Here is a 12,412-nt window from a genome sequence, read left to right as displayed (position 1 = left end):
CCCCCTCTCTGTGTGGTGGGCGGAGGTCAGTTGCCGCCGGAGACGGTCACGCCGGTCCAGTCGATGTGGGCCGGGTTCTTCGGCAGGCCGGAGATCGTCTTGCTCTTGGCGATGAGGTTGGGCTGCGAGTACGTGAAGATCAGCGCCCGGCTCTCCAGGCCGGCCCGGGTCGCCGCCTGGAGCACCCGCGGGTAGTCGGGTGCGTCCAGCGGGGTCCGGCGGACCTTGGCGATGGCCGCCTCGAATCCGGCCGGCTCGTAGGGGGAGCCGAGGTTCAGCGGGCCGTGCGGACCGAAGTGGGCGGTGAGGGTCTGTGCCGCGGAGTCACGGCCCGTGGTCCCGTAGAGGGAGAACGTCAGGTCCTTCGCGAAGAACGGGGTGGCCCAGTTCTTGTCGATCTTGATGGTGACCGTGATGCCGACCTTGGCCAGCTGCGACTGGACGATCTCGGCCTGCGGGTCCTCCGCCGGGATGACCAGGTCGAGCTTGATGGCTCCGGCCCGGTGGCCCGCCTCGGCGAGGAGCTTCTTCGACTTCGCCGGGTCGTAGGGATAGGTGTTCTCCGACTTCGGGTCGAAGGCCACGTACCCCTTGGGGAAGGGCTGGTTGGTCACCTCGCCGTAGCCGAAGGTCAGTTTGTCGACGAATTCCTGACGGTCGATCGCGTAGCGGACGGCGTCGACGACCCTGTCGTCGTCGAACGGTGCCTTGTTGACGTTGAGGCTGATGTTGGAGGCGTTGAAGCCCGGCTGTACGAAGACATCGAGACCCGCCTTCTTGGCGGCGGCGGCCTGACGTGGGTCGAGGTCGGCGAAGTTGTAGACGCCGGTCTGGAGTCCGGAGACGACCGTGGAGGCGTCGGGGGCCGAGGTCAGCTCGACGTTGTCGATGTGGATGTTCTTCGCGTCCCAGTAGTCCGGGTTCTTCTTCAGGACCGCCTTGGTGCCCGGGATCAGCTGCGTGACGATGAACGGGCCGGCGCCGACCGGGTTCTGGTCCAGTTTCTCGGGGTTCCTCGCCGCCTTGGGGCTGGCGATCTGCAGCACCCGCTCGCCGAGCAACTGGGGTATCTGGTAGTCGACCTGGGTGAGGTGCAGGACCGCGTCCAAGCCGTCCGCGTCGACCGACCCGATCGAGGTCAGGTCGCCGAAGAGCGCGGAGTTCTTCTGCTTCTGTGCCCGCTCGATGGCCGCCTTGACGGCGGACGCGTCGACCGGCTCGCCGTCGCTGAACTTCAGGCCGGGGCGCAGGTGAAAGGTGATCTCGTCGCCCTTCGCGTTGTACTTCCAGCTCTCGGCGAGATCGGGGACGGCCTTCCCGCTCTCGTCGGTACGGGTCAACGAGGCGTACGTCAGGGCGAGTTCCCGGAACTGGGCGCCGCTTCCGCCGACCACCGGGTCCCAGTGGGTCGGAAAGTACGAAGAGGTCCACTTCAGCGTGGCGTTGCCACTGGCGGCGGCGGTGTCACCGGCGCAGGCGCTCAGGGCCGGGGTGAGGAGGGCGGCGCAGGCGGCCGCAAGGGCCGCGGCGCGACGGCCGCCGGTGCGTCGGAGCGAGGGCAGGTCCGGTCCGGGGCGACGGGTGCTGAGTCGAGAGGGCATCTCAATCTTCCTGTGGTGGGCCCCGCACTGAGCCGCGACGACGGAACAGGGCGGGGGAGCGCGGCGGAGACATGAGGCGGGGGAGCGCGGCGAAGCGGCGCGGTGGAGCGCCGGCGGGGGCGGTGGGGCCGATGCGCGAGAAGGCGGGCAGGGCTGAGGTGTCGGGTGGCGGAGCCGTGCGTACCGACGCCTCCCCGGCGGCTCGGTCCGGTTCCGTGTCGTCGAGGTGCGTGAACGGGCAGCCGACCCCGGCCCCTGCCCGGCCCCTCCAGGAGGCGCGGCGCTCAGGGCGACGGGAGTTCGGCGGGTTCGACGGGAGGAGCCGGAAAGGCGCGGAGGAGTACGACGGGGCACCGGGAGAAGCGCCGGGACCGGACGCGGCTCGGGCCGGGCAGCGCTCGCTGCGGAGCAGCGGTCAGGCGCCTGCGGGCCGGGAGCGGCGGGAGGTCAGCGACAGAGTGCGCTGCTGGTGCGCCGCAGGTCCACGTAGCGGCACACCACGCCGGGGTGCGTCGTGAGCATGCTGCACATCCTGGGCGCTGTCGTCGACGGCTGTCAATGGACACCTGGAGGTGTCTCATTCGGCGGGACGGTGTCTGACCGCAGATCAGAGACCTGCAAGGGCAGGGGAGACGGCTCAGCGGGCCACGGCGGGGTGTGTGGCGGCCTCGTCGGGATGCAGCCAGAGAGGGCCGTTCCCGGTGTCCAGCCGGACGGCTCGCGAGGGCGGCCACGTGCCGTTCGTCAGCAGGAGCCGCTCCGGATCGGTCAGGCTCCGGTAGCGCTCCAGCGCCTGTGCCGGGTCGAGCCGCGCGGGGGGTGCCGACAGCCCGGGGCGGAGCCCCTCGACGGCTGCGACGTACTCCTCGAAGGGGCGCCAGCCGGGCACCGCCCGATGCCCCGAGACCGTGCGGACGAGCAGCGTCGGCAGCGCGTACCGGTGCCCGCCGTCGGCGGTCTCCTTGGCGGTGCCGGGGTGCGGCGGCCGCCCGCTCGCGCGGAACACCTCGGCGACCGGCCGGCGAGCCTCGTCACGATCGGTGCGCACCCGCTCCAGCACGGCCCGGGACGCGGAGTCGGCGGCCAGCCGGTCCGGGTCGAGACCCGGCGTCCCCCGTACCGCGGACAGCGCCAGCGCGAGGGTGTCCGCCGGTTCGCCGACGACGAACACGCTCTCCCGCAGCCGCCGTACGACCCGCTCGGTCACGTCGTTGCCCTGGAGTTCGGCGGCCTTGGCGACCAGGGAGGAGGGCCAGGAACTTGCCGGCATCCGGCTGAGCCGCGCAGCCCGGGGGGCCCGGCTGTGCGAGCTGATCTCCTCGACGTAGCGCGCGTACCAGGCGGTCTCGGCCACCGGGTCGGGCGCCGGGTCGTCGTCGTGGTCGAAGAGGATGGCGTAGGCCCGGCGCCAGCGGACCCGGTCCGACAGTGCGGCGCGCAGGGCGCGGAAGACGGGCTCCGACCCCCAGGCCCAGGGACACAACGGGTCGGTGTACTCCACCACTTCGACCTCCGGCCGCGGTCGTGGCCCCCCGGTCACGCGGCGTCCGTCCGGGCCGGCCCTTCAGCGGTCACCCCGGGCAGCAGCGCTGCCAGGGTCACCGCGCCCAGAACCGCCGCCGCGCCCGCCTCGACCTCTCGCCACACGCCCGGCAGTCCCGCCGCGGGACCGGGATAGTCCAGTCCGGCCAGTGACTCGCCGCGCAGCGTGATCAACTCGCCGTCGACGGCGCGCGCGACGTCCAGCAGGGTGATCTCCCCGGCGGGTCTGCCGAGCCAGTACCCGCCCTCGCAGCCGCGCTGACTGCGCACCAGGCCCGCTCTGCGCAACTCGCCGACCACGGACTTCAGGAAGCGGAACGGGATCCCTTGCGAGGAGGCGACGGCCTCGCAGGTGAGCGGGCGGGCCGGCTCCCGGGCGAGCTCCAACAGCGCCCGCATGGCGTAGTCCGCCTTCGCGGAAATATGCATGCGCACATCATGCCCGAGAACTCCGCCGTGACCAGGTTCCGGGCGGCCGGCCGCCTACATTGCGGGAACATTGCCGCAGGTGAAGGCCAAAGGACACCTCTTGACATCCTTTTCGCCCCGGCCCTAGCGTCCCCGCCATGAGCGAGCCGTCGACGACCCCCGGGCAAGGCTTCCACCCCCATCTCCACGACACCGCGGGGCACTCGGCCGCCCCCCTGCGCAGCCGCCTGCACCATGTCCGAGCCGGTTCCCTGGACGGCGACACCGCCCAGACCGGCGGCATGCGCAGGTTCGCCGCCGTCAGCGGAAAGAACGTCGGTTCCGAGAAACTGTGGATGGGCCAGACCCATGTGGCCCCCTCCACTTGTTCCTCCGACCATCACCACGGCGAGTCCGAGACGGCCATCTACGTGGTGAGCGGCCACCCCGAGTTCGTCTTCCTGGACGACTCGGGGGCGGAGCCGGAGGAAGTACGCCTGCGTACGTCCCCCGGCGACTACATCTTCGTCCCGCCCTTCGTGCCGCACCGGGAGGAGAACCCCGCCCCCGACGCGGAAGCCGTGGTCGTCATCGCCCGCAGCACGCAGGAGGCGATCGTGGTCAACCTTCCCCAGCTGTACGCCCTTTCGGCCGACGAGGCGTGAGTGCCTGGGCCGGTCGGCAGGCGGCCGGTCAGATGGTGTGGTGCAGCCAGCGCTGAAGGGTGGCGTTGATGCTGCCGGGCAGCGCGCTGAGTTGGTCGATGGCCTCCCGGTCGTCGGGCAGGGGCGGGATGCCGGCCGTGGTCAGGGCCGCCTGGAGTTCCAGCCGCCGGAGGTCGCGCGGATCGATCGTGATGGCGAGGCGCTGGGCCGGGTCGGGTGCGGGCAGGCGGCGGGCCGCCTCCCCCTCGCGCCGACCGGCCCGGTCCCACTTCGGGTGCGCGGTGTCGTCGACCGCGTAGGGGTCGACGTAGGCGCGGGACGATCCGTGTTCGTAAGCAGTGGCGGTCACGCAGATCTCCTTCTCGTGGGTGCCGGTTCTGCTGGACAGGAGTCGCCGGGCGCCCGCTCCGGTTGCGGTGGGCGCGAGACATCACGCCGATGGCGTCATCGGCACTTCATCGGTTGGTGTGCTCAGCAGTCGGGCGACCGGGGAGCACGCGGCCGTCGGCGGTCGAAGCCGCCGGAAGCCGAAGTCGCTAGAAGCCGAAGTCGCTCAGCCCGGGGTGGTCATCCGGACGGGGGCCGAGCGGCCAGTGGTACTTGCGGTCGGACTCCGCGATCGGGACGTCGTTGATGCTGGCGTGGCGCACCGCCATCAGACCGTCGTCCCTGAACTCCCAGTTCTCGTTGCCGTAGGAGCGGTACCAGTGGCCGCCGTCGTCGTGCCACTCATAGGCGAAGCGCACCGCGATGCGGTTGCCCTCGAACGCCCACAACTCCTTGATGAGCCGGTAGTCCAGTTCCCGGTTCCACTTGCGGGTCAGGAAGGCGACGATCTCGTCGCGGCCGGTGGCCCACTCGCTCCGGTTCCGCCAGCGTGAGTCCTCGGTGTAGGCGAGGGACACCTGGTGCGGGTCGCGGGAGTTCCAGCCGTTCTCGGCTTTGCGGACCTTCTCGACAGCGGACTCGCGGGTGAAGGGCGGCAGGGGAGGGGTGGGCATGGCTGCTCCTGACGACTGGGCCGATGCGCCGCGCGTACCGCCGAGTGCGAGGACACGGAGGGCGGCACATCTCGGCCGACGGACCTGGCCCCGCTGAGATGAAGCCGGTGTTCCTCCAGGGTATGACCGGCCGCCGCGGACCGCCCATCCGTTCGACAGGGCAGTGTGGTGCGCGACGAGTCGCGGCCGGTTCATGGCCGCCGCAGCCCGAGCAGGTCGGCCGCGTTGGTGTCGAGGATCATCGTGGCCTCCTCCTGGGGCAGCCCCGAGCCGGCGATGTAGTCCACCGCCCGCAGGAAGGCCTCACCGTCCTCGTACGGGAAGTCCGTGCCGAGCACGAGGCGGTCCGCGCCGAACGACGCCGCCGCGGCGAGCAGCGCAGGCGGGTGCACGTGGCTGACCGTGTCGTACCAGAAGCGGTTGACGGCCACGGACGGGAGCTCGGTCGTCTCGGGGGACTCGAAGGCGAGGTGCGCGTCGAGCCTGGGTGGCAGCAGCGGCAGCGCCCCGCCCAGGTGCGAGGCCAGGACACGCATCCGCGGATAGCGCGCGGGCAGGCCCGCGAGGACCAGATGCATGAGCGCCACCGTGTCCTCGACGGGCGCCCCGACCATCCACGTCATGTGGTGTTCGGTGATCAGCGGGCTGGCGGCGCCCTCGCCCGCCGGATGGATGTAGAGGACGGCGCCGCGTCGGTCGAGCTCCTCGTACAAGGGGTGGAAGAGCGGATCGGCGAGGGTGCGGCCGAGCACGGTCGTGGTGACGCCTGCACCGACCGCGCCGAGGTCGTCGAGGGCATGGGTGAGCTCGCGGAGGGCCGCGTCGATGTGGGGGAGGGGCAGTGCGGCGAAGGCGCGGAAACGTCCGGGGAAACGGGACACCAGCTCCGCGTACGACTCGTTCGCCGTGGCGGCCAGCGCCACGGCGTCGGATTCGTCCGCCAGATGCGGGGACTGCGGCGCGACCGACAGGACCTGAAGGTCGACGCCCGCTCGGTCCATCAGCGCGAAACGGCGGTCCAGCTCGGCGTCGGTCGCGTCCGCGCCGATGCCGCGCTGGGTGGCGGTGTCCGACTTCCCCGACCGCTCGATCCGGTCGAGGTACGCCGCACTCCAGAGGTGGGCGTGCACGTCGATACGCGAGGACACCACGTGTCCATGGAACCTCTCCCACGCGGTGCGGGCCAGTCGGCGGGACCGCGCCGAGCGGGACGGAACACGCGGACTCGCGTCGTGGAGCCGCGGACCGGCGACCGGAACCCGCTCGGGCTCGTCGGCCTCCACCGCGGGGGAGTTCACCGACGCGTCCGGGAAACCGCGCGGGTACGCGGGCGGTTCCCCGGACGGCAGGGTGGTCAGCCCTGGTGGACGACGTTTCTGCCGGGACCGCCGGAAAGCTTGTCCCTGCCGGGGCCGCCGTACAGCCTGTCGTTGCCGCTGTTGCCGTAGAGCGTGTCGTTTCCGCTGTTGCCGTACAGGACGTCGTTGCCCTTGCCGCCGTACAGCGTGTCGGCGGCGGGGCCGCCGTAGAGGGTGTCGTTGCCGTCGTCCCCGGTCAGGTCCTGGTGGTCCGCGCCGCCGTGGATGACGTCGTTGCCCTTGCCGCCCTGCGCGATGATGTAGTCGCCGGAGGCGTAGAGGGTGTCGTTGCCGTCGCCGCCGCCGACTATGGCCAACTTGCCCACGGATATCGTGTCGTTGCCCGGTCCGCCGCTGATGGCGTTGCCGTCGAGTCCGAGGTTGTCGGTCGCCTTGTCGTTGCCGGTGCCCAGGTCGATCCTGTTGTAGCTGTAGACCTGGCCGGTGTTGTTCTTGGAGGTGACGGTGTCGTTGCCGTCGCCGAGGGTCATCTGGAGGGCGATGTACGGGTCCTGGCTGTCCACCAGGGCGACCGTGCAGCGCACCCTCGTACGGTCGGCGGCGACCGGGTGGACGCAGCCGCTTCCCGCGCTGACCGGGAGGACGTCGTCGATCACATAGACGATCCCGGTCCTGTCGCCGGTGTACGACTCGGTGACGGCCACCTTGTTGGTCTGGCCGGCGGCGGCCGTGTAAGTGAGCTGCCAGCCGTATGCGTTGACAGCGGCGGTCGCCGACGGTGTCGTGGCGCCGGCCGTGCCCGCCAGGGCGATCGGGCCGGCCAGTCCTGTGCCGAATACCAGTGCCAGGGTCGAAGCGGCGCGTAAACCCCGGCGATGGATGAACTGAGAGGGCATTGCAGGGCCTCCAAGAGGCAAGTCGCGGTTCATTGGACGACACACAGGTGACCCGCGGTGCCTGGATTTGGTTGCCCTCTCGCCGCGCACGGGTGTCGGGGATCGGCGATCCCCGAAGTCGCCGCGTGCCGTTGAGCGTTCGACACCGCGCATCCCGCGCATCCGACGCGGACAACGGATGAACCGCCGCGCCCCGGTCGGACGAGGGCGCGGCACTCAGGCGAGCGGCAACTGCATGATCCGCAGGTCCAGCCAGCGGCCGAACTTCACGCCGACTTCCGGCACCGTGCCCGCGTGCCGGAATCCGAATCGCTCGTGCAGACGGATGGACGCGGTGTTCCCGGCCTCGATGCCCGCGATCATGACGTGATGACCGGCCTCGCGCGCCGAGGCGACCAGTGTGGTCATCAACGCCGTGCCGACACCGAGCCCGTGCCGCCCCTCGCGGGTGTAGACCGAGTTCTCCACGGTGTGGCGGTATCCGTCCAGTTCGCGCCACGGGCCGTAGACGGCGAAACCGGCGACCTCGCCCGCCAGGTCGGCCACGAACGCCGACCCGCGCGCCAGATGAGGGGCGAACCAGGCGGCTCCCTCGGCGGGTGTCTGCCGGGTCTGCGTCCACAGGGCCGTCGAGTGCTCGATCGCGTGGTTGCGGATGGCGAGGACGGCCTCCAGGTCGCCGGAGCACGCCGGCCGTACCGTGACCGTCCCGCTCTCGTATATTGGATTCATGTCCAACATAGTAGATCCCCTGGTCGGGCGGATCGCCGCCCGCGTCCGCAGCGAGCGGGAACGCCGTCGGTGGACGCTGGCGCGGCTCGCGGACGCCTCCGGTGTCTCCCCGGCCATGATCAGCCGGATCGAACGCGGTGAGAGCAGCCCCACCGCTGTCGTGCTGGGCAAGCTGTCCGCGGCCTTCCAGCTCAGCGTCTCCTCCCTGCTGGCCCTCGCCGAGGGGGCGTACGACAGCGGCGGGGACGAGACGGAAGGCGCGACCGGAGCCGATACCGACGGCGGGACCGTGGGTGGGACCGGTACCGAGGGCGGCGACCTCGGCGCGCAGGGAACCACCGTCGTGGGCCGCCTGGCCGACGCGGCCGAGTGGCGCGATCCCGCCACCGGCTACCGGCGCCGCCAGATCACCGGGCCGCGTTTTCCGGTGGAGATCGCCGAGGTCCGCCTGCCCGTCGGCGCCCGGGTGCCGTATCCGGCCGCGGCCTTCGCGTTCCTCCGGCAGGTCGTCTGGGTGCTCGACGGGCGTCTGACCTTCCACGAGGGGGAGACGGTGTACGAACTCGCCGCGGGCGACACCATCGAACTGGGCCGGCCCGCCCCTCGCACCTTCGTCAACGACAGCGACGCCGAGTGCCGCTACGCCGTCGTCCTGACCCGGGTGCCGCGGCCGTGACCCGTGCGACGCACCGAGGCGGCACGTTCCTTCTCGCCGCTGTCGCGGGTACGGCGACAGCGAACAACTACGCCCTCCAGCCCGCGCTCACCGACGTCGCCGCCCAGCTCGACGTGCCGCTCTCCGTGATCGGCCTCGTGCCGACCGCCGCTCTCATCGGCTGTGTGAGCGGATTCGCCCTGCTGCTTCCGCTGGCGGACCGCCTGGCCCCCCACCGCCTGATCGCCGCCCAGCTCACCGCTCTGGCCGCCGCCCTCGTCCTGGCCGCGTCAGCCCCCGGCGCGGGCGTGCTGCTGGTCGCCTATCTGCTCATCGGCGCGACGGCGAGTGTCGCGGCGCAGGCGGGCACTCTCGCCGGCCGCCACGCCCCGCCCGAACGCCGAGCCACCGCCGTGGCCACCGTGGCCGCCGGAATGTCGGCCGGCATCCTGCTGAGCCGGCTGGCCGGAGGCACCCTCGCCGACGCCCTCGGATGGCGGCGGATGCTGCTCGTCTTCGCCGCCCTCGCTCTGACCGGCGCGCTCGCGGCCGCGCTGCTGCTGCCCGTGCGACGGCCGGCGTCACACCCCGGCGGGTACCTCGCCGCCCTCGGCTCGCTCCCGCGCCTGCCGCGGCAGCACCCGGTGCTGCGCCGCGCGGTGGCCGTCGGCGGCCTGTGGTACTTCGCCTTCAGCCTTGTCTGGGTCGCCCTCACCCTCGCCCTGGGCCGGCCTCCGCACCTGCTCAGCCCGACCGCCATCGGCCTGTACAGCCTGGCGGGACTGCTCGGCTTCGCCGCTCTGCCGGTCACGGGGAGGCTCAGCGACCGGCACACTCCCGGCACCGTGATCACTGCCTGCATGCTGGTCGCCGCGGCCGGAACCGCGCTGCTCGCCACGGGCCTGGACACCCCGCCGGTCACGGCGCTGGGACTGGCCCTCTTCGATGCCGGCTGCTTCGCCGCCCAGGCCGCCAACCAGAGCCGGGTCATCGCCATCGCCCCCGACCGCGGCGGCAGCCTCAGCGGCGTGTACCTGGTGCTGTACTTCGTCGCCGGTGCCATCGGCACCGCGCTCGCCGCACCCCTGCTCGAAGCCGCCGGCTGGCGGGGCGTGTCCCTCACCGCCCTCGCGGCACTACTCGCGGCCGCCCTCCTCGGACGTACGGGTGTCCTCGCCGAGGGCGTCCGTGGCGTCCGCGGCCCGGGCGGCGTCCGTGCCTCGGGCGGCTTCCGTCGACCGGGCGGATTCGGCGGTCCACGTGATGGCCGGGGGCACGACCCGCGCGCACAGGGGCATGCCGCACCCGTCGGTCAGGCCGAGGCGGCCGACCAGTAGCCCCCCGCGCGCCGCGGCGTCGAGCACCCCGGCGGGGACGGCGTCGAGCAGAAGCTTGGCGCGGCGGAACATCGCGAAGACACCCGATTCGTCGACCGTTCCCCAGGTCAGGTAGACGAACCGCCCGCCCGGGCGGCCCTGTACGTAGGGACCCCGCACATCGATGCCGGTCGGCGTGGTGGTCGTCGTGCACTCCAGGGTCCAGGTCGCGGACGCGGCGTCGCCGGGACGCGGGTCCAGGAGCTCGTCCCGGCGGTCCCGGCGCTGTACGGCGACGTGGACGTTCCGGTAGCGGTCGGATCCGTCGGCGGGTGCGCCGGGCGGGCAGGTGAGACCGGGGAGGTCGACGGCGTCGATGCGGATACGCATGCCGGCCATCATCCCCCGCCGCACCCGGGAGGACCGGACGCGTCCGGGGCGCCGCCGGCTTGTGGTCGTGCGGCGGCTGTGACGCGGTGGAGCGGCTGAATCGGTGCATTGCCCGTGTGGTGGTCGTCGCCCAGGCTGCTTCCCGAGGACGACCACGGTCGTTTCACGGGAGGGGTTGGGTTTCGTGCTGCGTGTCCACTTCACCCCCGAGGACCTCGCTCGGGTCCGGGTGGCGAGCGCGCCCGACCCCCTCTGGGAGATCACCTGCAGCCTGCACCGCCTTCAGACCACGCGAGGGCGCTGGGCGTTCGCCGAGTGGCATCGCGAGACGCGGGCCGGTCTCGCGGGCACCCCCCTCGGGGACGCCGTACGCCGGCTGCTCGTCCCCGTCCTGCCCAGGGCGCCCTACCTCCCGGACTTCCTGACGCCGTCCGAGGCCTCCGACGGCCTGGAGCGGGGCTTCGCGGCGATCATCGACACCCCGCCCGCCCGGGTCGCCCACGAGATGAGGTTGCTGGACGAACTCAGCGGCGCCCCCGCCTGGGCGCCCCGGCTGGTGGAACGCGCGACCCGCGAGGAACTCGTCAAACTCCTGCGCGCCTACCACGAGACGGTCATCGCACCCCACCAGGACCGCATCTGGGCCGCCATCGCCGGAGAACGCGCCCTGCGCGCCCGCGAGAACCTCGACGCCGGCGTCGACGGTCTGCTCGCCGGGCTGTCCCCCGCCATGCGCTGGCGGCCGCCCGTCCTCCACGTCGACTACGTCGTGGACCGTGACCTGCATCTGAACGGACGCGGGCTGCGTCTGGTCCCCTCCTATTTCTGCTGGCACCAGCCGATCTCCCTGGCGGACGAGACCCTGCGACCGGTGCTGATCTATCCCGTGCACGGCACCCGGCTCCCGAGCCCGGCGGATCCCTCCGACCGTCCCCTCGCCGCCCTGCTGGGCCGCACCCGTGCCGCCGCGCTGCGCTCGCTCGCCCTCGGCGCGACCACCTCGGAACTGGCCCGCTCCCTGGGCGTCTCACCCGCCACCGTCACCCACCACACCGCCGTGCTGCGCGAGGCGGGCCTGATCGTCAGCAACCGGCGCCACAACACCGTGCTCCACACACTGACGCCGCTCGGCGCGGCGATGCTCCGGCGGAGGCCGTCGGCCGAGCGCGCCGAGCCGGTGGCCCGCGTCGAGTTCTAGTCAGGCGTCACGGTGTCGCGGCCACCCACAGGAGGCCCGCCACATCCCGTGCGTCCCGCCCGTCCTGCGCGTACCACCGGAGTAACCGCCTCCGGCCCTCGACCCGCGCCTTTCGAGGCCCGTCGAAGGTCGTGGTTCGCTCTGTCCGGCTCTGCGAGCGTGTGCGGCGAACGCACCGCCGGGTGGGGCGGTCCGCCCCACCCGCCACGACCGAAGCAGGGGGAACCATGAAGAGTGCCATCGCCGCGGGCATGCTCGCGCTCGTCTCCGCCGCGACCTGTCTCGTGCTCGCGCCCGCCGCGTCCGCGGCGCCGGCCGCCTGTGTGACGAGCACGCTCACCACCGGTGCCAGCGAGGGTGTGGGCACCCAGGTCAGGAAGTCGTCCACCAGCAGCTGCGGCGACCTCAACCTCACCTACAGCGACGACAAGACGCAGTACGCCAACGACGGTTACGCCGGCCGCCTCTACCACACCTCCAGCAGCAGCTGGGTCACCTGCACCGCGGGCTACGTCTGGGCCTTCGACGGCAGCCACAGCATCAACGACTCGAAGTACTGGCTGTGCACCGACGTCTCCGACAACACCCTGTTCACGGTGGCGAGCGCCGCGAACGGCGGCGACACCGTCCGCATCACGCACTGATCCCGAACCCGGCCCGCGGGGGTGCCGTGCGACCTGCGACGGCAC

Annotated in this window: 13 protein-coding genes and 1 pseudogene; 5 read left to right on the top strand and 9 right to left on the bottom strand. The window is 72.1% G+C overall.

The genetic code is table 11. From position 1 onward, the window contains the following. Nucleotides 1-26: 26 nt before the first annotated feature. The 3 genes from ACWCQK_RS11175 to ACWCQK_RS11165 all read right to left on the bottom strand — a co-directional run bounded on the left by ACWCQK_RS11175 (nt 27) and on the right by ACWCQK_RS11165 (nt 3,572). Nucleotides 27-1,601: an ABC transporter substrate-binding protein gene (locus ACWCQK_RS11175; protein WP_451154302.1), complete on the bottom strand. Its 1,575-nt coding sequence runs from the start codon at nt 1,599-1,601 to the stop codon at nt 27-29. A 637-nt stretch (nt 1,602-2,238) separates the two neighbouring features. Continuing rightward, nucleotides 2,239-3,105 (bottom strand): DsbA family oxidoreductase, encoded by an 867-nt coding sequence (locus tag ACWCQK_RS11170; protein WP_451154300.1) that lies wholly within the window; start codon nt 3,103-3,105, stop codon nt 2,239-2,241. Between the two features lie 32 nt (nt 3,106-3,137). Continuing rightward, nucleotides 3,138-3,572, bottom strand: a complete 435-nt coding sequence (locus ACWCQK_RS11165; RefSeq protein ID WP_451154298.1) for an RrF2 family transcriptional regulator — start codon at nt 3,570-3,572, stop codon at nt 3,138-3,140. A 137-nt stretch (nt 3,573-3,709) separates the two neighbouring features. Between ACWCQK_RS11165 and ACWCQK_RS11160 the strand changes: the two genes are divergently transcribed. After that, a complete protein-coding gene (locus ACWCQK_RS11160) occupies nt 3,710-4,216 on the top strand; it encodes a cupin domain-containing protein (RefSeq protein ID WP_451154296.1) in 507 nt (168 codons plus the stop codon). 28 nt (nt 4,217-4,244) lie between these two features. On the opposite strand, the gene ACWCQK_RS11155 is transcribed toward ACWCQK_RS11160, so the two are convergent. The 5 genes from ACWCQK_RS11155 to ACWCQK_RS11135 all read right to left on the bottom strand — a co-directional run bounded on the left by ACWCQK_RS11155 (nt 4,245) and on the right by ACWCQK_RS11135 (nt 8,164). Further along, the gene (locus tag ACWCQK_RS11155; RefSeq protein WP_451154294.1) at nt 4,245-4,565 is read right to left on the bottom strand and encodes a hypothetical protein; all 321 of its coding nucleotides are present in this window, start codon (nt 4,563-4,565) and stop codon (nt 4,245-4,247) included. Nucleotides 4,566-4,752: 187 nt separating this feature from the next. Next, on the bottom strand, nt 4,753-5,217 hold the full coding sequence (locus ACWCQK_RS11150; RefSeq protein WP_451154292.1) for a nuclear transport factor 2 family protein: 465 nt from the start codon (nt 5,215-5,217) through the stop codon (nt 4,753-4,755). A 191-nt stretch (nt 5,218-5,408) separates the two neighbouring features. Beyond that, the gene (locus tag ACWCQK_RS11145) at nt 5,409-6,368 is read right to left on the bottom strand and encodes an amidohydrolase family protein (RefSeq protein ID WP_451154290.1); all 960 of its coding nucleotides are present in this window, start codon (nt 6,366-6,368) and stop codon (nt 5,409-5,411) included. A 203-nt stretch (nt 6,369-6,571) separates the two neighbouring features. Continuing rightward, on the bottom strand, nt 6,572-7,432 hold the full coding sequence (locus ACWCQK_RS11140) for a calcium-binding protein (protein WP_451154288.1): 861 nt from the start codon (nt 7,430-7,432) through the stop codon (nt 6,572-6,574). A 216-nt stretch (nt 7,433-7,648) separates the two neighbouring features. Further along, a complete protein-coding gene (locus ACWCQK_RS11135; protein ID WP_451154286.1) occupies nt 7,649-8,164 on the bottom strand; it encodes an N-acetyltransferase family protein in 516 nt (171 codons plus the stop codon). Here ACWCQK_RS11135 and ACWCQK_RS11130 point away from each other — a divergent pair. Next, entirely contained in the window at nt 8,163-8,840 is a 678-nt protein-coding gene (locus ACWCQK_RS11130) for a helix-turn-helix domain-containing protein (protein ID WP_451154284.1), read from the top strand. The two genes, ACWCQK_RS11135 and ACWCQK_RS11130, sit on opposite strands and share 2 nt — an antisense overlap. Continuing rightward, a pseudogene (locus ACWCQK_RS11125) lies at nt 8,798-9,916 on the top strand (MFS transporter); the annotation flags it as partial. The gene ACWCQK_RS11130 and the pseudogene ACWCQK_RS11125, both read left to right, overlap by 43 nt. A gap of 39 nt (nt 9,917-9,955) precedes the next feature. Here the strand turns inward: ACWCQK_RS11125 and ACWCQK_RS11120 are convergent. Further along, nucleotides 9,956-10,537, bottom strand: coding sequence for a DUF5990 family protein (locus tag ACWCQK_RS11120; RefSeq protein ID WP_451154282.1), 582 nt, complete (start codon nt 10,535-10,537; stop codon nt 9,956-9,958). A gap of 172 nt (nt 10,538-10,709) precedes the next feature. Between ACWCQK_RS11120 and ACWCQK_RS11115 the strand changes: the two genes are divergently transcribed. After that, nucleotides 10,710-11,723 carry an ArsR family transcriptional regulator gene (locus tag ACWCQK_RS11115; protein WP_451154280.1) on the top strand — a complete coding sequence of 338 codons (1,014 nt, stop codon included), beginning with the start codon at nt 10,710-10,712 and terminating at the stop codon, nt 11,721-11,723. A gap of 227 nt (nt 11,724-11,950) precedes the next feature. Beyond that, nucleotides 11,951-12,367, top strand: coding sequence for a hypothetical protein (locus ACWCQK_RS11110; protein WP_451154278.1), 417 nt, complete (start codon nt 11,951-11,953; stop codon nt 12,365-12,367). The last annotated feature ends 45 nt before the right edge of the window (nt 12,368-12,412 follow it).

It is taken from the genome of Streptomyces sp. NPDC002306 (assembly GCF_053593435.1).
This window is presented reverse-complemented; position numbering and strand designations above follow the sequence as displayed.

Coding starts and splice junctions, on each gene's coding strand:
- ACWCQK_RS11110 (WP_451154278.1), top strand. CDS start 11,951: ATGAAGAGTGCCATCGCCGCGGGCATGCTCGCGCTCGTCTCCGCCGCG.
- ACWCQK_RS11160 (WP_451154296.1), top strand. CDS start 3,710: ATGAGCGAGCCGTCGACGACCCCCGGGCAAGGCTTCCACCCCCATCTC.
- ACWCQK_RS11130 (WP_451154284.1), top strand. CDS start 8,163: ATGTCCAACATAGTAGATCCCCTGGTCGGGCGGATCGCCGCCCGCGTC.
- ACWCQK_RS11120 (WP_451154282.1), bottom strand. CDS start 10,537: ATGATGGCCGGCATGCGTATCCGCATCGACGCCGTCGACCTCCCCGGT.
- ACWCQK_RS11175 (WP_451154302.1), bottom strand. CDS start 1,601: ATGCCCTCTCGACTCAGCACCCGTCGCCCCGGACCGGACCTGCCCTCG.
- ACWCQK_RS11135 (WP_451154286.1), bottom strand. CDS start 8,164: ATGAATCCAATATACGAGAGCGGGACGGTCACGGTACGGCCGGCGTGC.
- ACWCQK_RS11140 (WP_451154288.1), bottom strand. CDS start 7,432: ATGCCCTCTCAGTTCATCCATCGCCGGGGTTTACGCGCCGCTTCGACC.
- ACWCQK_RS11165 (WP_451154298.1), bottom strand. CDS start 3,572: ATGCATATTTCCGCGAAGGCGGACTACGCCATGCGGGCGCTGTTGGAG.
- ACWCQK_RS11150 (WP_451154292.1), bottom strand. CDS start 5,217: ATGCCCACCCCTCCCCTGCCGCCCTTCACCCGCGAGTCCGCTGTCGAG.